This window comes from Pseudomonas sp. AL10, from assembly GCF_029960685.1.
Lineage (GTDB): Bacteria > Pseudomonadota > Gammaproteobacteria > Pseudomonadales > Pseudomonadaceae > Aquipseudomonas > Aquipseudomonas lactis.
Genome location: NZ_JASBQZ010000069.1, coordinates 1 through 17530 on the forward strand (window position 1 = coordinate 1; position 17530 = coordinate 17530).

The following is a 17530-nucleotide window of genomic DNA, read 5'->3' on the forward strand; positions in this document are numbered from 1 at the left end:
GGATATGTACACAATCCAACTGTGTCGCCTGTCAGGCCGCCTTCGCGAGCAAGCCAGCTCCCACTTTTTAATCCGTGTGTTGCGTCAGCGGGACTCACCTAGCAACAAGCCCTGCTCCCGCGCGCACAACTCCACCACATAATCCCACAACACCCGCAACCGCACCGACTTGTGCAGCTCCCGACGCGAGCTGATCCAATAGCTGCGCTGAATGCCCTCTGCCGGCAACAACGGCACCAACTCTCCATCCCCAGCCGCCATAAAACATGGCAACACCGCAATGCCCAACCCCGAACGCGCCGCCTGGTGCTGGGCGATCACGCTGGTGCTGTGGAACACCACCTTGGGGTTACGGCAGAAGCTGTTGAGTAACTTCAGCTCCTGGCTGAACAGCAGGTCATCGACATAATCGATCCAGGCATGGGCAGCAAGGTCTTCACGCTTCTCGATAGGCGGATTGCGGGCCAGGTAGGCACGGCTGGCGTACAGCGCCAGACGATAATCGGTGAGTTTGCGCGTCACCAGTTGATCGGCGCTGGGGCGCTCCAGGTGAATGCTGATCTCCGCTTCGCGATTGAGGATGCTGACAAAACGCGGCACCGCGACCAGCTCCACCTCCAATCCTGGATAGCGTTCAAACAACCCTCCCATGCGCGAGGCCAAAAACATCACCCCCAGCCCTTCGGCCACGCCGAGGCGAATCTTGCCCAGGGGCGCAGCAGAATGGGTGAGCTCGTCTTCGGCCAACAGTGCCACGTTCTCCATGGCCTCCGCATGTTTGAGCAGCGCTTCGCCGGCAGGCGTCAGTTCATAGCCCTGGGCATGTTGCACGAACAACGCCGTGCCGAGGCTTTTCTCGATGGCGTCGATATGCCGGGCCACGGTGGCATGCGTGGTTTTCAGGCGTTGGGCGGCGGTGAGCAGGCGGCCACTGCGCTGCAACTCGAGAAAAAACCGCAGGTCATTCCAGTCGAACATATCGCCTCCAGTGCCCGGGCCAGCCGCCGTTGTTTAAAAACGCACAGCGGGTGGGTAAAAACTAACATTTTTAAGACGAAAACTAACAACTAGGATGGGGCCAATAAGAAAAACAAGCGAGACCCCAGATGCCCAATGCAACTGCTGAATACGATTACATCGTCGTCGGCGCCGGCCCTGCCGGATGCCTGCTGGCCAATCGTCTGTCCGCCAACCCGGCTCACCGTGTCCTGCTGCTGGAAGCCGGTGGCCGCGACAACTACCCCTGGATCCATATCCCCGTCGGCTACCTGTTCTGCATCGGCAACCCACGCACCGACTGGTGCTTCAAGACCGAATCCCAAGCCGGCCTGCAAGGGCGCGCCTTGAGCTACCCCCGGGGCAAAGTGCTGGGCGGCTGCTCGTCTATCAACGGCATGATCTATATGCGCGGCCAGGCTCAGGACTACGATGGCTGGGCGGCGGCGGGCAACGCGGGCTGGGCCTGGAAAGACGTACTGCCGCTGTTCAAACAGAGCGAAAACCATTTTGCCGGCGGCTCTGAATTCCACAACGAGGGCGGCGAGTGGCGCGTCGAGCAACAGCGCCTGTCGTGGCCGATCCTCGATGCGTTTCGTGAGGCGGCTGCCCAAAGCGGCATCGCCAATATCAATGACTTCAACCAGGGCGATAACGAGGGTTGCGGTTACTTCCAGGTCAACCAGAAAGCCGGTGTGCGCTGGAATGCGGCCAAGGCGTTTCTCAAGCCGATCCGCCAGCGGCCTAACCTCACCGTGCTGACGGAGGTAGAGGTTGAGCGTGTGCTGCTGGAAAACGGTCGTGCCTCGCAGGTACTGGGGCGCCAACACGGCCAGGCACTGATCTGGAAAGCGCGCAAAGAGATCGTACTGTGCGCCGGCTCGGTGGGTTCGCCGGGCATTCTGCAACGTTCAGGGATCGGCCCTTCCCAGGTGCTCAAGCCCCTGGGTATCGACGTGGTGCATGAACTGCCAGGCGTTGGCGGCAACCTGCAAGATCACCTGCAACTGCGCCTGATCTACAAGCTGGAAAATGCCCGCACCCTGAACCAGATCGCCGGCACACTCTGGGGCAAGATGGGCATGGGCCTGCGCTACCTGTATGACCGCAGCGGCCCTCTGTCGATGGCGCCCAGCCAGCTCGGCGCGTTTGCCCGCTCCGGGCCGGAGCAGACCTCGGCCAATCTGCAATACCATGTGCAACCACTGTCCCTGGAGCGCTTTGGCGAACCGTTGCACGGCTTCCCGGCATTTACCGCGTCGGTCTGCGACCTGCGCCCGCAAAGTCGCGGCCGGGTGGATATTCGTTCGGCCAACCCGGCGGATGCGCCGCGGATACAACCCAATTACCTCAGCCACCCCGAAGACTTACGCGTCGCCGCCGACGCCATTCGCCTGACCCGGCGCATCGTCGCCGCTCCGGCCCTGAGCCAGTTCAAACCGGTGGAATACCTGCCCGGCCAAGACCTGCAAACTGAAGAACAACTGCACGAAGCCGCCGCACGGATCGGCACCACGATTTTCCATCCGGTGGGCACCTGCCGCATGGGCGATGACAAAGACGCGGTGGTCGACAGCCAACTGCGCGTACACGGCATCCCTGGCCTGCGCATTGCCGATGCGTCGATCATGCCGCGCATCACCTCCGGCAATACCTGCTCACCCACGCTGATGATCGCGGAGAAAGCCGCGCAGCTCATCCTGTCACCCAACACTGTAGGAGCGAGCTTGCTCGCGAAAAACCCACCAGCACCGCGCATTACAGGACACCCCGCGTAATCGTTGACGTTGAAAAAATAGCGGCGCTGAGGTTGGCGCCGACAGTGGAAAAACAATAAATAATCACTGTGAGGGACACCCGATGTCAGAACATGCTCAACCCCTGGGCTCGGCGGCCAGCGCAAGTACCGCCAACGAATCAAGAAAAGTCATCTTCGCCTCCTCCCTGGGGACGGTGTTCGAGTGGTATGACTTTTTCCTCTACGGCGCCCTGGCGGCGGTGATCAGCAAGCAGTTCTTTGCCGGGGTCAACGACACCACGGCGTTTATCTTTGCCTTGATGGCCTTTGCCGCAGGCTTTGTAGTACGGCCATTCGGTGCGCTAGTGTTCGGCCGCCTGGGCGATATGATCGGGCGCAAGTACACCTTCCTCGTAACCATCATCCTGATGGGCGTGGCCACCTTCTGCGTCGGCTTGCTGCCGACCTACGCCAGCATCGGCATTGCCGCGCCGATCATCCTCATTGTGCTGCGCATGCTGCAAGGCCTGGCGCTGGGCGGCGAGTACGGTGGCGCTGCTACCTACGTGGCCGAGCATGCGCCACCGGGCAAGCGCGGGCTGCATACCAGCTGGATTCAATCCACCGCCACCCTCGGCCTGCTGCTGTCGCTGCTGGTGGTGCTGGCCTGCCGTTACTTCACCGGCGATCAGTTCGAAGTGTGGGGCTGGCGCATTCCGTTCCTGTTTTCCATCGTGCTGCTGGGCATCTCGACCTGGATCCGCATGAGCCTGCACGAGTCGCCCGCCTTCTTGAAAATGAAAGAGGAAGGCAAGGCCTGCAAGGCGCCGATTCGCGAGTCCTTCGGCAAATGGGAAAACCTCAAGGTGGTGCTGATCGCCCTGTTCAGCATCAACGGCGGGCAGGCGGTGACCTTCTACGCGGCGCAGTTTTATGTGCTGTTCTTCCTCACCCAGTTCCTGCGCATGGACCCGGCCCTGGCCAATATGCTGTTGATTATCAGCGTGGTGATTGGCGCGCCGTTCTTTATCCTGTTTGGCTGGCTATCGGACAAGGTCGGGCGCAAGCCGGTGCTGATGCTCGGCCTGCTGCTGGCGACCGCGCTGTACTTCCCGATCTTCAAAGGCCTGGCGCACTACACCAACCCCGCAATGGACCAGGCCAGCCAACAGGCGCCGATCACCGTACTGGCCGACCCGGCCACCTGCACCTTCCAGTTCGACCCAGTGGGCAAGGCCCGTTTTGACAGCCCCTGCGACAAGGTCAAGACCTTCCTGGTCAAACAGGGACTGCCCTACAGCAGCGTCGCCGCCCCTGCGGGCAGCCCGGTGCAAGTGAGCGTCGGCGATGTGCGCATCGACGGTTTTGATGAAGCGGCCCTGCGTGGCGCCGTGGCCCTGGCCGGTTATCCGTCTTCGGCAGATGCGGCCCAGGTCAACAAGCTGATGGTGGTGGTGCTGATCGTGGTGCTGATCTTCATCGCCGCCATGTGCTACGGGCCGTTGGCGGCGCTGATGGTGGAGCTGTTTCCGACGCGCATCCGCTACACCTCGATGTCCCTGCCCTACCACATCGGTAACGGCTGGTTTGGCGGGTTCCTGCCGACGGTGTCGTTCGCCCTGGTGGTGTACACCGGCGATATTTTCTATGGGTTGTGGTACCCGGTGGTGGTGACGGGGGTGAGCCTGATCGTCGGGCTGTTCTGCCTCAAGGAAACCCGGCATGTGGATATCGAAAAAAACTGATACCTCCCCCCTGCAGGAGCGAGCTTGCTCGCGAAGAACCTGAGAGCAACGCGGGGCACCAGGCGCCCCGCGTCATCGTTAACGACCTTCGCGAGCAAGCTCGCTCCTACAGCGGTGTGCAGTGCTCACACAAATTGCTGTACATCCATACAGATAATGGTTGCTCAAATCCGTTCAAATAAGCATCCTGCAAGGCATCAACCTGATCTGATGTGATGACCATGCGGCTGTACCTCTGTGAAAAACCCTCCCAGGCCAAGGATATCGCGGCCGTGCTCGGCGCCAGCCGCCGTGGCGATGGGTGCTGGCTGGGTCATGGAGTCACGGTCACCTGGTGCATCGGCCACTTGTTGGAAACCGCTCCGCCCGACGCTTACGACGCCAAGTACAAACGCTGGGTGCTGGCCGACCTGCCGATCGTTCCGGAAAAATGGAAGATGCTGGTCAAGCCCAAGACCGCCAGCCAATACAAGGCCGTCAAACGCTTGCTGGGGGAAGCCCAGGAACTGGTGATCGCCACCGACGCCGACCGTGAAGGCGAGATGATCGCCCGTGAACTGGTGGAGCATTGCCGCTACCGCGGGCCGATCCAGCGGCTGTGGCTGTCGGCACTCGACGACGCCTCCATTCGCAAGGCCCTGGCGGCGCTCAAACCCGGTGCAGAAACCTTCAGCCTGTATCACTCGGCCCTGGGGCGCTCGCGTGCCGACTGGCTGATCGGCATGAACATGAGCCGCCTGTTTACCCTGCTGGGGCGCCAATCCGGTTACCAAGGCGTGCTGCCGGTTGGCCGGGTGCAAACCCCGACCCTGCGCCTGGTGGTGGACCGTGATCGCAGCATCGCCGACTTCGTGCCGGTGGCCTATTGGGCCATCGATGTCGACCTGCGCCACGAGCACATGACCTTCACCGCCCAATGGCGCGCCCCTGAGGATGCCTGTGACGACCAGGGCCGTTGCCTCAACCCGCAACTGGCGCGGGACGCCGCCGACGCCATGCTCAACGCCGCCACGGCGCGGCTGGTGAAACTGCGTACCGAACGCATGCGCGAGGTGGCGCCCCTGCCCTTCGACCTTGGCACCTTGCAGGAGATCTGTTCGAAGAAGCTTGGCCTGGGCGCTCAAGAAACCCTGGATATCGCCCAATCCCTGTATGAAACCCACAAGGCCATCACCTACCCACGCAGCGATTGCGGCTACCTGCCGTTGAGCCAGCACAGTGAAGCGCCGAAGATTCTGGCGGCACTGGGCCGTGCGGACACAGCGGTCAACGAACTGATGCCGAACATCGACCCTCAGCGCCGTTCGCGGGCCTGGAACGACGCCAAGGTCAGCGCCCACCACGGCATCATCCCCACCGGCGCCGGCAAGGAGGTCAGCCAACTGACCGGCAAGCACCGTGCGGTCTATACGCTGATTCGTGCGCGCTACCTGGCGCAGTTCCTGCCCAACCATGAATACGACCGCACCCAGGCCGATTTCGACTGTGCCGGCCACGCGTTGCGCGCGGTGGGCAAAGTGGTCATCGAACCGGGCTGGAAACGCGCCTTGCCCGAAGCGTTGGTGCCCGCCAAAGGTCGCGAAGCCCCCGCGCCCCAAGCATTGCCGACGCTGGTGCAGGGCCACGACTACGCCGTGGCCAAGGTCAACCTCAAGGACCTATGGACCCAGCCACCCAAGCCCTTTACCGAAGGCGACCTGATCAAGGCGATGAAAAACGTCGCCAAGCTGGTGGAGGACCCGTTGCTCAAGCAAAAACTCAAGGACACCACGGGCATCGGCACCGAGGCCACCCGCGCCGGGATTATCCAGGGCCTGCTGGACCGCGGCTACCTGGTGAAAAACGGCAAGGCCCTGTCGGCAACCCCGGCCGCGTTCAGCCTGATTGACGCCGTGCCCCGCGCTATCGCCGACCCTGGCACCACCGCCATCTGGGAACAGGCACTGGACATGGTGCAAAGCGGCGAAATGAGCCTGGAAGAATTCGTCGCCAAGCAAGCGGCGTGGATGAGCAAGCAGGTGGCACGCTGTAACGGCATGCGCATGACCATCACTGGCCCCGCCAGCCCCGCTGGCCGAGGTGCAACGCCGTGGAAAAAGAAACGCAAGGCCGCCCCGCGCAAGGCCGGCGCCAGCCCCAAACGCGGGAAAAAGCCGGCAAATGCGGGATAAATACCGAAAAAAACCGCCACATGACGTTTTTCGACAGGTTTAACGCCGCATTGGCCATTGCTCCGGCGAGTTCGGTCTAGGATTCTGTAGGGGATCTGGACTACCAACAACAACACCGGAGTGGCCGCCATGAAGACCGTTGCACAACTGCTCAAAGCCAAGGACCAGAAAAACCAGGACGTCCACACCATCAAATGGGACCACACCGTGTTTGAAGCGCTGGTGCGAATGTCCGAGAAAAACGTCGGGGCCTTGCCCGTGGTCAAGGATGACGTGGTGGTCGGCATCATCAGCGAAAGGGATTACGCACGCAAAATCATGCTCAAGGGCCTCTCGTCGGTCACCACCAAGGTCCATGAGGTGATGAGCTCGCCGGTGATCACCGTGGATACTCACAAGAGTGTCGAGGAATGCATGAACATCATGACCGACAGTCACCTGCGCCACCTGCCCGTGGTCGAAGACGGCAAACTGCTGGGCCTGCTGTCCATCGGTGACTTGGTCAAGGAAGCGATTGCCGAACAAGCGGCCTTGATCCAGCAGCTGGAACAGTACATCCGCGGCGAATAGGGGGAACCCATGCTCGACACGCTGGACCATCAGCAAGACCACCTCGACACCCTGCACCGGGCCATGACCGGCCGGCGCTTTCTGGTGCTGACCGGCGCAGGGATCAGTACATCTTCGGGCATCCCGGATTACCGGGACGGTGAAGGTGTACGCCGGGGCAAGCCACCGATGATGTACCAGGAATTCCTCGCCACCCCCGAGGCGCGGCGCCGTTACTGGGCGCGGGCGATGCTGGGTTGGCCACGGGTGCGCATTGCCCAGCCGAACAAGGCCCACCTGGCGCTCGCGACCCTGCAACAACATGGGCGTATCAGCGGGTTGATTACGCAGAACGTCGACACCCTGCATGACCAGGCCGGCAGCCGGGATGTGATCGAGCTGCATGGCAGCTTGCATCGGGTGCTGTGCCTGGATTGCCAATTGCGTAGCGAGCGCGACGTGATCCAGCGGCAGATGGAGGTCGATAACCCGCACATGGCGCAGGTTCATGCGGTGCAAGCGCCAGATGGCGACACCTTGCTCGATCCGGTGTTTGAACAGCGCTTCCAGGTACCCCACTGCCCACATTGCGACGGCGCAAGGCTGAAACCGGATGTGGTGTTCTTTGGCGAGAACGTCGCACCGGCGACGGCGCTCAAGGCGATGACGGCGGTAGAACATGCCGAAGGACTGTTAGTGGTGGGGTCGTCGCTGATGGCCTATTCGGCGTTTCGCCTGTGCAAGGCGATAGTTGAACAGGGTAAGCCGGTGATTGCCATCAACCTGGGCAAGACGCGGGGTGATGAGCTGTTGCAGGTGAAAATCCAGGCGTCCTGCGAGCGGCTATTACCCTTACTGTCCGAGAAATTGAGATAGCGACGCATCAACCTGTGGGAGCTGGCTTGCCTGCGATAGCAGTGTGTCAGGCGAACATGTACCCACTGACGCATCGCCATCGCAGGCAAGCCAGCTCCCACAGGGGATCTGCGTAAATTCGTCACCAAAATCCCGCGACCCACCGCACAGAAAATGACGCCCAAGTCACGTTTTCCCGCATTCCCCCGTCCCCACGGCAATTTATGTAGTGAGCAAAAATAATCACTACATAACCGTTGACGTAACCTTTTTGTCCTTGCATGATCTAGACGTCTCTCGGATCGAGAGCGTTGGTAACAAGCGTTTTGAACAGGCTCGTCTGACCGCCGAGCTGTTTTTCTGGATGTGCACTGCCCACAAGGCAGATTGATGAAGCTGACCGGCCCCGAAAGGGACAGGTACAAGACGCTCAAACGCGGCTTGTCTTCGTAATCAGAGCATTGCGTAGCAGCCCATCAGCAAGACTACATGCATCAGCTTCAAGACCCTGCCCGTATTCGGCAGCCCGTCGCTGACGCCCGGTTTTAGTAACCGGAGACAACTCAACTGGTATTAACGAATCAACTGATAGATCGCCAACTGGTCAAGGGGCTTACACATGAATCTGAACAACCAACCAACTATCGATGAATTGGCTGAGATGTTCGCAGCGCAGAAAGACACACTCGACGACCATATCCTGTGGATTGGCAAATCGGGCGAAGTGCAAATTGACTGCCTGGCGCCCCATACCGAAGAAGCCGAGTTTGACCGCAATAACCGTGAGCTGGCGGCGCGCTTGAAGATGTACCGCCGTGGCCAGGGTTATGTCGGCAAGAAAGCCGCGGCTGACCGCAACTTTATCGAGCAGGTGTTCGACACACTTAATAATGCCTGGGCGTCTTTCAAAGACAGCTCGCAAGTTAAAGTGATCGACCGTTACTACTAAGTAGTCCTTAATTAATGTGGGCGCTGGCTTGCCAGCGCCCACATTTGTATTACCGGCTTAAAAAGTTGGAAACCTGCCCTTCCCCGCTTCATCTCGAAAGATATCAAACAACACCTGCGCCGCCGCCGACAGTTCATGCCCCGGCTTGGTCAGCACCCCAATCGGCCGTTCGATCACCGGGCCGGTCAAGGTAATGCAATGGGCTCCGGCCTCTTCCATCTGCCTGGCGCATAACGCCGGCACCGCGCTGACCCCCAAACCGCTGGCAACCATCTTGCCCACCGTCGCCAGTTGATGGCTTTCCAAGGCCACGGGCAATTTCATCTGCAAGGCCCCCAGGTGCTCTTCCAGCATTACTCGCACGGTGGAAGGCCGTTGCAGGGTGATGAACGGCTGTTCCAATAGAGCTTTCCAGTCGATTTCAGCGCGCTGTGCCAAGGCTGAATCTCCCGGGACCACGGCGATAAAGCGGTCCAGGTACAGCGGCGTGAACGCCAATGACGAGCCATCTGATGGCTCGAACGCCACCCCCAGCTCCACCTGACGGTCGCGCACCATCTCCAGCACCTGCTCATTGATCAGGTCATGCACCGTCACGTTCACCTGAGGGTAACGGGCGCGGAATATCTTCAGGATCGGCGGCAACAGGTTCCCCGCGAACGACGGCATGGCCGCCACCGTGACTCGGCCGCGTTGCAGGGTAAAACGCTGGCGCAGTTCGTCTTCGGCGTTGTCCCAATCGGCAATCAACCGGCGGGCCAGAGGCAACAGGGATTCACCTTCAGGGGTCAGCGCGACGTTACGGGTATTGCGGCTGAACAGGCGCCCGCCTAAACCTTCTTCCAGGCCCTTGATGGTCAAGCTCAACGCCGATTGGGAGAGGTGCAAACGCTCGCAGGCAGCGGCAAAACTCAGGCTTTGCGCGACGGCGAGAAAGGCACGCATCTGTTTGACGGTCATGAGCTGCTCCGGACGACGATTGGACTATGCTGTTTTCTAAATCAATCAACCTTAAAAAACAACTTAACAAATCAATCCGCTGGCGCAACACTCAACTCACTGGCTGGACCACAAACAATAAAAGAGGTGCATATGGCAGGTTTCGATAAACGCGTGGCGTCCTATGAAGAAGCGCTGGCAGGCCTGGAAGACGGCATGACCGTGCTCTCCGGTGGTTTTGGCCTGTGTGGCATTCCAGAAAACCTCATCGCTGAAATCAAGCGCAAAGGCACCCGCGACCTGACGGTGGTCTCCAACAACTGTGGCGTCGATGGCTTTGGCCTGGGCGTGCTGCTGGAACAGAAGCAGATCAGCAAAGTGATCGCCTCCTACGTGGGTGAAAACGCCCTGTTCGAGAAGCAACTGCTCAGCGGCGAGATTGAGGTGGTGCTCACGCCCCAAGGCACCCTGGCAGAAAAAATGCGCGCAGGCGGCGCCGGCATCCCGGCCTTCTTCACCGCCACCGGCGTCGGCACCCCCGTGGCCGAAGGCAAGGAAACTCGCGAATTCAAGGGTCGCCCGTATCTGATGGAAGAGTCCATCACCGGCGACTTTGCCATCGTCAAAGGCTGGAAAGCCGACCACTTCGGCAACGTCATCTACCGTCACACCGCCCAGAACTTCAACCCGCTGGCCGCCACCGCCGGCAAGATCACCGTGGTCGAAGTCGAGGAAATCGTCGAACCGGGCGAGCTGGACCCGGCGCAGATCCACACCCCTGGCATCTACGTCGACCGGATCATCTGCGGCACCTTCGAAAAGCGTATTGAACAGCGCACCGTCCGCAAATAATCCCCGTCCAGAACAATAAGAGGAAACAATCATGGCGCTTACCCGCGAACAAATGGCTCAACGCGTTGCCCGCGAGATGCAGGACGGTTACTACGTGAACCTCGGTATCGGCATTCCGACCCTGGTGGCCAACTACATCCCCGACGGCATGGAAGTGATGCTGCAATCGGAAAACGGCCTGCTGGGCATGGGCCCGTTCCCGACCGAAGACACCATCGACGCCGACATGATCAACGCCGGCAAGCAGACCGTCACCGCACGCATCGGCGCCTCGATCTTCTCTTCCGCCGAGTCGTTCGCGATGATTCGTGGTGGGCATGTCGACCTCACCGTACTGGGCGCATTCGAAGTGGACGTACAGGGCAACATCGCTTCGTGGATGATCCCCGGCAAGCTGGTCAAGGGCATGGGCGGAGCCATGGACCTGGTGGCTGGCGCAGAAAACATCATCGTGATCATGACTCACGCCTCCAAAGACGGTGAGTCCAAGTTGCTCAGCCAGTGCAGCCTGCCGCTGACCGGTGCCAACTGCATCAAGCGCGTGCTCACGGACCTGGCGTACCTGGAAATCGAAAATGGCGCTTTTGTCCTCAAGGAACGCGCACCTGGCGTCAGCGTTGAAGAGATTGTGAGCAAGACCGCCGGTAAACTGATCGTCCCGGACCATGTTCCAGAAATGCACTTCCAGTGAGGACAGATTCCATGCAAGACGTCGTGATTGTTGCTGCCACCCGCACCGCCGTAGGCAGCTTCCAAGGTTCGCTGGCGAACATCCCGGCCCCGGAACTGGGCGCTGCCGTGATCCGTCGCCTGCTGGAGCAGACCGGCCTGGACCCGGCGCAAGTGGATGAAGTGATCCTCGGCCAGGTACTCACCGCAGGCAGCGGCCAGAACCCGGCACGCCAGGCTTCGATCCTCGCCGGCCTGCCCCACGCCGTGCCGAGCCTGACCCTGAACAAGGTCTGCGGTTCGGGCCTCAAGGCTTTGCACCTGGGCGCCCAAGCCATTCGTTGCGGCGACGCCGAGGTGATCATTGCCGGTGGCATGGAGAACATGAGCCTGGCCCCGTACGTATTGCCTGCCGCGCGCACCGGTTTGCGCATGGGCCACGCGAAGATGATCGACAGCATGATCACCGACGGCCTGTGGGATGCGTTCAACGATTACCACATGGGCATCACCGCCGAGAACCTGGTGGACAAGTACGGTATCAGCCGCGAAGCCCAGGACGCCTTTGCCGCCGCCTCCCAGCAGAAAGCCGCCGCCGCTATCGAAGCCGGACGCTTTGCCGATGAGATCACACCGATCCTGATTCCCCAGCGCAAAGGCGACCCGGTGGCCTTTGCGGTGGACGAACAACCCCGCGCCGGCACCACCGCCGAATCCCTGGCCAAGCTCAAGCCTGCGTTCAAAAAAGACGGCAGCGTCACCGCCGGCAACGCCTCCAGCCTGAACGACGGCGCTGCGGCCGTGCTGCTGATGAGCGCCGACAAAGCCAAGGCTCTCGGCCTGCCCGTACTGGCGCGTATCGCCAGCTACGCCAACGCGGGCGTCGACCCGGCCATCATGGGCATCGGCCCGGTCTCGGCCACCCGCCGCTGTCTGGACAAGGCCGGCTGGCAGCTGGCTGACCTGGACCTGATCGAAGCCAACGAAGCCTTCGCCGCGCAATCCCTGGCAGTGGGCAAAGAGCTGGAGTGGGACGCGCAGAAGGTCAACGTCAACGGCGGCGCCATCGCCATCGGCCACCCGATCGGTGCTTCAGGCTGCCGCGTGCTGGTGACCCTGCTGCATGAAATGATCAAGCGCGACGCCAAGAAAGGCTTGGCAACGCTGTGCATCGGCGGCGGCCAAGGCGTAGCCCTGGCGCTCGAACGCAACTGACCTGTAGGAGCGAGCTTGCTCGCGAAAAACCTCAACGATAACGCAGCGCTCCTCATAGAACGTGTTGCCTGTGAGTTCTTCGCGAGCAAGCTCGCTCCTACATATGAGACATAACGAGCAACATTGAAAAGGCCTGGTTCCACGAAAACCAGGCCTTTTCTTTTTCTCGATCCCCCTGAATGAACTCGGTCAAAATGTGGGAACTGGCTTGCCAGCTCCCACATTTGATCTCATTGCCTGTCAGCTTGCGGCACCGCGAACACCGCGCTCGCCCGCAGCACCACGCGCTCCTCCACCTGCAAACTCAACGTGGCAAACGCCATCTGCCGTCCGCGCTTGTGGCTTTCCAAACGCACCACCATCCACTCCCCTACCTGCACGGCGCCCAGGTAATCCAAGGTCATGCTGGCGGTAATCAACGGCAACGGCGGCTCACTGGAAAACGCCATGGCGTACCCCATGCCGATATCGGCCAGCGTCGCCAGCACCCCGCCGTGCACCGTACCTCGCCCATTGGCGTGGCGATGATCGGCGCGCAGGCCGACTTCCAATTGCAAACCTTCGCCACGGCAATACGCCGGGCCGAGCAGTTCCAGCAACGGGCTGCTGCGCGGCAATGGGACAAAGCCTTGGGGGACGGTCTGAGCGTTCATGGCGGATGCTTCCCTGGTGTGAGGCTTGAGGTGTACGCCAGCCTCGACCCGGCAGCCACCACCATCAGCCGGGCAAATCCCGGGCAATGCTTTGCGTTAATGGGTCAGACCCGCTTTAATCTCGGCCAATTTCTCCTGCACATTTCAAGGAAACGCCATGCGCCACCTGGACGGCAACTCCCACCCGCTTCGCGCGCCGCTGTTGATTTTGCTTGCTGGCCTGGCCTTGGCCGGTTGTTCCCCCAAGGACCATTCTCGCGCCACGGTCATCAATGGCGAACAGGGCAAGGCCGGGGCGCAACTGGCCTATGAGCATGAATTGACCCTGGCCCTGCCCGGCGGCCTGCTTGCGCCGCGTATGCAGGCCACTCGTGAGGCGTGTGAAACGGCGCGCTTTGGTGCCTGCAATATCCTTGGCATTACCGAAGACGGCCAAGGTGGCCAGATCATCCTGCGGATCGCGCCCACGGGTGTGGAACCGATGGTCGCCCTCGCGGCCGAAGGCGGTAAGCTCGGCCAGCGCATCACCACTGCCGAAGACCTGGCCGATGCCGTGGCGGATGTGCGCCGCCGCCAGGGCCGCCTGCAAGCTCAGCAGCAACGCCTCGATGAACTGGCCAAGCGCAAGGACATCACCGTCAGCGATCTGATCGTCCTGAGCAAAGAGCAAGCCGGCATTGAAAACGAGCTGCAGGAACTGGCTCAGGTTGCCGCCGGCCAGCAACGCCGCCTCGACACCAACCGCGTGACCTTGAACTTCCGTTCCTCGGACGGCGCCAACCAGGTGTCAAGGTTCACCCGGATGTTCAGCAACCTGGGAGACAACCTGGTGAACGGCACCGCAGACGCCCTGGAACGTGCCAGCTATGTGCTGCCCTTCGTGATCTTGGCGTTCCCGGTGGTGTGGTTGTGGGTGGGCTTGTGGCGCCGGTTCGTCAAGCGTCGCGGTTGATCAGCGCTTCATGCAGCGCTGGTAACGCTCATCCACGCGCTTGGCAAACCAGGCCGTGGTCAGGTTGCGGGTGATCTTCGGGCTCTTGAGCACAATACCCGGCAGGATCGCCCGAGGCAGCGGCTTGCCGGCCGCCTGGTCGGCCAGGCTGAAAACGCGCTTGTACAAGGTGGTGTCCTCGAAATCCAACTGCTCGCCCTGCTCCAGTTGGCTGCGGATGCTCGGGTTGCGCATATCCAACTTCGCCCCCAGTGAACGCACCGCCAGCTCGGTGGTGCCGGGCAGCAATGAGCCATAGCGGATCAAATCCCCATCCAGCGCCAGCTCTTTACCCGACACACGGCTGACTGCGGCCTGGAACGCGGCATTGCGGCTGGCGTACCAACCGGCGTTGAAGTCGGCAAAGCGGTACAGCGGCTGGTCGTAGCTCACCGGGTAACCGAGCAGATGGGCGATGCCGAAGTACATGCCACCGCGACGGGTGAACACTTCGCGGCGAATCGTGCCGTCCACCGTGTAGGGATAACTCCGCGCCTGTTTCTGCGCAAAGTCGATACTGACCTGCATGGGGCCTGCGGTGTGCACCGGGTTGAAGCCGCCAAACAGCGTATTGCCCAGGGGCACCATACTGATGAAGTCGTCGAAGATGCCGCTCAAATCCCTCTCCGTACGGGCGGCATTCAAACGGTCTGCGTAGGTTTTGCCGGTGGGCGAGCGCAGTTGCAAGGCGCTGCGCACCACGAATGCCGGCACATGCACCTTGCCGGCGCGGCGCAGGATTTCATCCTGAGCGATCTTGCCCATACCCGGCACCGGCGGGTCGACCTGATAGGTGGACTCTTGCTCGGTCACCGCCAATACCGCACAGATGTTTTCGTTGCTGGGGTAGATTTTCTGGGTGTCGAAGGCGGTATAGATGTCCTGGGCCCAACCGTTGCGGTCCGCGACCTTGGCCGGCAGCAGGCGCACGATCTGCGCCTTCACCTCGGCTTCACTGCGCTCGGGCTGCTGAGGGCCACGGGAGGTGGAACAACCGGCCAGTACCAGCAAAGGAATAAGGCAGAGCAGCAGACGCGTTGAATACATGGGGCTTCCTTGGTTAACGACAGGCCGGGCAGTGCTGATATCGACAGGTAAGTCTAACCGGGGTTCGTCGGCATGCCGAACCCCGTGCCTGGCAGTAACTGAAACATCCCACACAACTGCCGGATAAGCTCTACTCCTCGCCCCGGCAAACCTCTGCAAAGTCCCTCGCCTGATCAAACAGTGCGAGGGAGTGCAGATGGTTTTTTCCGTGACGCGTGCGGTTGACGGGGCCGGCACTTGAACCCGGCCATTGGCAGGCTGGCGCTGACGCCAATGAACGCGGAAACGGTCGACGTTGAAGGCGTCTTCCGTGACTTTCGCGATTGCTTGAACACCTTTGACGAGTGGGCCGAAAGCTTTTGGAGCTTCTCGGCGCTGGACGTCGAACAGGTGTTCAAGGTTGGGGAGAACGTCGCGCTGGTCGCGCCGATCAATCGTTCCCTCTTGCCCAACAGCACCGTCGCCACGTGCCAGGCCACAGGTACCTTTACCCTGGTGCATATGTTCCAGAGCACCAGGTTTGTGCCCATCGGCAACACGCCGGTGGTGGTGCAACGCGTTGATCCAAACGGCGGCCCGCTGGGCGAGCCCATTCATAAGACCATCGGCCCCAGTGGCATCCTCGAAGTCACCGAGTGTGATCGCAACCAGCAATACCGGGTGAGTTTCTACCCCAACGTTTCCCAGGATCACTTCAAGGCGCTGTATGCGTCCTACCAGTCGGTGATCGCCGCGCTGGAAGCCCGGCTGCGCAAAGAGTGGACCGACACCTTCCAGGCCCAGTGGAAAAATTATGCAAACGCACGCCCGCTTGAGCGGCGCCGCTTGCTGGAAGCGGCTTTTGCCAGTGGGTTGGGCAAGGCGCTTTACAGCCTGTGGGACAACCTTGGCGAGCTGTCTGCGCTGCTGGCCGACCTCAAGCCCAACAGCGAAAAACTGCTGCAATACCTTTCTCAAACCGAGCTCGATGAACTGCTGACACTGGGCAGTGATGCGATAGCCCAAGGCTTGTTGGTGCTCAGTGATGAGCCGCTGCTGTTTATCTACCTGTCGGCGCTGGTCAGCTGGATGCGCATGCTCCCGCCACCGGAGATGGCTGAACTGTGGGGTGAGATTACCGGTGAGGTGCTGATCAATCTGCTGCTGATTCGCGTGTTGGGTGCGATGGGCGTGGTGGTGCGATTGGGGGCTCGTGTGCTCAGTCACGTCAAATCCGGGCGGGCGCGGGCGTTGTTGGAATTGCTGGCCAAGCAGGTGGAGGGGCCTCGGCTGGAAACCCATGTGGAGGTCGCCAAGCCGGTGTTGCTGAGCAGTGCGGCGACGCCGGTCAAGACAGTGCCGGTGGTGCCGTTGAAGGCGGGCGACACGCTGGTTTCGAGCCCGGTGCCGATGGTGCGCGGCAAGACCCAGCGCACGACGTTGGTCCGTCAGGAGCCTGTCGATGATGTGCCGGCTGTGGCTTCAAATCCTAAAGGGGATGCGGCGGCTTCTGCGGATAAAACGGTCACTCACGGTTGCCCGGTGTCGATGGTTACCGGCGAGGAGTTGCTCACCCTTACCGACGGCGCGCTGGATGGGATCTTGCCGTTTGAATGGACGCGGCTGTACCGCACCAGTGCGGTGGAAGTCGAGTGTGGGTTGGGGTTTGGTTGGAGCCATGCGCTGGCCCATCGTCTGGTGGTGTCGGGCGATTCGGTGGTGTGGATCGACCATGAGAACCGCTCGACCACCCTGCCCTTGCCCACCGATTCTCGGCCCGCGATCACCAATAGCCTGGCCGAAGCGGCGATCTATTTAGGTTCGGCGCCTGACGAGTTGGTGTTGGCCCAGGCCTCGCGTTTCTACAACTTTCGCGACGGTGTGCTGACAACCATCAGCGATGCGTATGACAACCGGCTGCGCCTTTGCCGGGATCGTTCTGGGCGGATTGAGCGGCTGGATAACGGCGCCGGTCGTTCGTTGCTGCTGCGTTATGAGTTGGGTCGCATCGTCGCGGTGGACTATCAGGTGCATCGCGCCAAAGGGCGTGAGCCCTACGTGTGGGTCACCGAGCAAAACGTTGTTTCCTACGCCTATGACGAAGCGGGACGACTGGTTTGCGCGACCAATGCTGTCGGAGAAAGCGAGCGTTATCGGTACGACGATCAGCACGTCATTCTCG

Annotated in this window: 15 protein-coding genes and 1 pseudogene; 11 read left to right on the forward strand and 5 right to left on the reverse strand. The window is 61.0% G+C overall.

The annotated features are described in order from the left end of the window. Positions 1-84: 84 nt before the first annotated feature. Positions 85-978, reverse strand: coding sequence for a LysR family transcriptional regulator (locus tag QK296_RS28150; RefSeq protein ID WP_034135278.1), 894 nt, complete (start codon positions 976-978; stop codon positions 85-87). Between the two features lie 128 nt (positions 979-1106). Here QK296_RS28150 and QK296_RS28155 point away from each other — a divergent pair, with 128 nt between their 5' ends. Both QK296_RS28155 and QK296_RS28160 read left to right on the forward strand, forming a co-directional pair. Beyond that, the gene (locus QK296_RS28155; protein WP_282392205.1) at positions 1107-2774 is read left to right on the forward strand and encodes a GMC family oxidoreductase N-terminal domain-containing protein; all 1668 of its coding nucleotides are present in this window, start codon (positions 1107-1109) and stop codon (positions 2772-2774) included. 82 nt (positions 2775-2856) lie between these two features. After that, on the forward strand, positions 2857-4479 hold the full coding sequence (locus QK296_RS28160) for an MFS transporter (protein ID WP_003190341.1): 1623 nt from the start codon (positions 2857-2859) through the stop codon (positions 4477-4479). Between the two features lie 14 nt (positions 4480-4493). On the opposite strand, the pseudogene QK296_RS28165 reads toward QK296_RS28160, so the two are convergent. Beyond that, a pseudogene (locus tag QK296_RS28165) lies at positions 4494-4601 on the reverse strand (outer membrane lipoprotein carrier protein LolA); the annotation flags it as partial. Positions 4602-4700: 99 nt separating this feature from the next. Between QK296_RS28165 and QK296_RS28170 the strand changes: the two are divergent. From QK296_RS28170 to QK296_RS28185, 4 genes are all read left to right on the forward strand, one after another. Continuing rightward, positions 4701-6650 (forward strand): DNA topoisomerase III, encoded by a 1950-nt coding sequence (locus QK296_RS28170; protein ID WP_282392208.1) that lies wholly within the window; start codon positions 4701-4703, stop codon positions 6648-6650. A 129-nt stretch (positions 6651-6779) separates the two neighbouring features. After that, positions 6780-7220: a CBS domain-containing protein gene (locus tag QK296_RS28175; protein ID WP_003190337.1), complete on the forward strand. Its 441-nt coding sequence runs from the start codon at positions 6780-6782 to the stop codon at positions 7218-7220. 9 nt (positions 7221-7229) lie between these two features. After that, the gene (locus QK296_RS28180) at positions 7230-8075 is read left to right on the forward strand and encodes an NAD-dependent protein deacetylase (RefSeq protein ID WP_003190336.1); all 846 of its coding nucleotides are present in this window, start codon (positions 7230-7232) and stop codon (positions 8073-8075) included. Positions 8076-8673: 598 nt separating this feature from the next. Then, positions 8674-9003 (forward strand): hypothetical protein, encoded by a 330-nt coding sequence (locus tag QK296_RS28185; RefSeq protein ID WP_003190335.1) that lies wholly within the window; start codon positions 8674-8676, stop codon positions 9001-9003. Positions 9004-9060: 57 nt separating this feature from the next. Here the strand turns inward: QK296_RS28185 and QK296_RS28190 are convergent, their stop codons facing one another. Beyond that, positions 9061-9963, reverse strand: a complete 903-nt coding sequence (locus QK296_RS28190; RefSeq protein ID WP_003190333.1) for a LysR family transcriptional regulator — start codon at positions 9961-9963, stop codon at positions 9061-9063. A 132-nt stretch (positions 9964-10095) separates the two neighbouring features. Between QK296_RS28190 and QK296_RS28195 the strand changes: the two genes are divergently transcribed. The 3 genes from QK296_RS28195 to QK296_RS28205 are packed head-to-tail and all read left to right on the forward strand — an operon-like array spanning position 10096 to position 12678. Beyond that, positions 10096-10794, forward strand: a complete 699-nt coding sequence (locus QK296_RS28195; RefSeq protein WP_003190329.1) for a CoA transferase subunit A — start codon at positions 10096-10098, stop codon at positions 10792-10794. A 31-nt stretch (positions 10795-10825) separates the two neighbouring features. Then, the gene (locus tag QK296_RS28200; protein WP_003190327.1) at positions 10826-11485 is read left to right on the forward strand and encodes a CoA transferase subunit B; all 660 of its coding nucleotides are present in this window, start codon (positions 10826-10828) and stop codon (positions 11483-11485) included. A gap of 11 nt (positions 11486-11496) precedes the next feature. Then, positions 11497-12678 carry an acetyl-CoA C-acetyltransferase gene (locus QK296_RS28205; protein ID WP_003190325.1) on the forward strand — a complete coding sequence of 394 codons (1182 nt, stop codon included), beginning with the start codon at positions 11497-11499 and terminating at the stop codon, positions 12676-12678. Positions 12679-12908: 230 nt separating this feature from the next. Here the strand turns inward: QK296_RS28205 and QK296_RS28210 are convergent, their stop codons facing one another. Continuing rightward, positions 12909-13331 carry a PaaI family thioesterase gene (locus QK296_RS28210; RefSeq protein WP_282392212.1) on the reverse strand — a complete coding sequence of 141 codons (423 nt, stop codon included), beginning with the start codon at positions 13329-13331 and terminating at the stop codon, positions 12909-12911. Between the two features lie 157 nt (positions 13332-13488). Between QK296_RS28210 and QK296_RS28215 the strand changes: the two genes are divergently transcribed. Then, positions 13489-14283, forward strand: coding sequence for a DUF4349 domain-containing protein (locus QK296_RS28215; RefSeq protein WP_282392214.1), 795 nt, complete (start codon positions 13489-13491; stop codon positions 14281-14283). On the opposite strand, the gene QK296_RS28220 is transcribed toward QK296_RS28215, so the two are convergent. Next, positions 14284-15369, reverse strand: coding sequence for a DUF1615 domain-containing protein (locus QK296_RS28220; protein ID WP_282392216.1), 1086 nt, complete (start codon positions 15367-15369; stop codon positions 14284-14286). A 273-nt stretch (positions 15370-15642) separates the two neighbouring features. On the opposite strand from QK296_RS28220, the gene QK296_RS28225 reads away from it, so the two are divergent. After that, positions 15643-17530, forward strand: a 1888-nt coding sequence (locus tag QK296_RS28225; RefSeq protein WP_282392218.1) for an RHS repeat domain-containing protein, incomplete at its 3' end; no start/stop codon positions are given.

Excerpts from the sequence above, each read along its gene's own strand:
- QK296_RS28150 (WP_034135278.1), bottom strand. The coding sequence starts at position 978 with ATGTTCGACTGGAATGACCTGCGGTTTTTTCTCGAGTTGCAGCGCAGT.
- QK296_RS28155 (WP_282392205.1), top strand. The coding sequence starts at position 1,107 with ATGCCCAATGCAACTGCTGAATACGATTACATCGTCGTCGGCGCCGGC.
- QK296_RS28160 (WP_003190341.1), top strand. The coding sequence starts at position 2,857 with ATGTCAGAACATGCTCAACCCCTGGGCTCGGCGGCCAGCGCAAGTACC.
- QK296_RS28170 (WP_282392208.1), top strand. The coding sequence starts at position 4,701 with ATGCGGCTGTACCTCTGTGAAAAACCCTCCCAGGCCAAGGATATCGCG.
- QK296_RS28175 (WP_003190337.1), top strand. The coding sequence starts at position 6,780 with ATGAAGACCGTTGCACAACTGCTCAAAGCCAAGGACCAGAAAAACCAG.
- QK296_RS28180 (WP_003190336.1), top strand. The coding sequence starts at position 7,230 with ATGCTCGACACGCTGGACCATCAGCAAGACCACCTCGACACCCTGCAC.
- QK296_RS28185 (WP_003190335.1), top strand. The coding sequence starts at position 8,674 with ATGAATCTGAACAACCAACCAACTATCGATGAATTGGCTGAGATGTTC.
- QK296_RS28190 (WP_003190333.1), bottom strand. The coding sequence starts at position 9,963 with ATGACCGTCAAACAGATGCGTGCCTTTCTCGCCGTCGCGCAAAGCCTG.
- QK296_RS28195 (WP_003190329.1), top strand. The coding sequence starts at position 10,096 with ATGGCAGGTTTCGATAAACGCGTGGCGTCCTATGAAGAAGCGCTGGCA.
- QK296_RS28200 (WP_003190327.1), top strand. The coding sequence starts at position 10,826 with ATGGCGCTTACCCGCGAACAAATGGCTCAACGCGTTGCCCGCGAGATG.
- QK296_RS28205 (WP_003190325.1), top strand. The coding sequence starts at position 11,497 with ATGCAAGACGTCGTGATTGTTGCTGCCACCCGCACCGCCGTAGGCAGC.
- QK296_RS28210 (WP_282392212.1), bottom strand. The coding sequence starts at position 13,331 with ATGAACGCTCAGACCGTCCCCCAAGGCTTTGTCCCATTGCCGCGCAGC.
- QK296_RS28215 (WP_282392214.1), top strand. The coding sequence starts at position 13,489 with ATGCGCCACCTGGACGGCAACTCCCACCCGCTTCGCGCGCCGCTGTTG.
- QK296_RS28220 (WP_282392216.1), bottom strand. The coding sequence starts at position 15,369 with ATGTATTCAACGCGTCTGCTGCTCTGCCTTATTCCTTTGCTGGTACTG.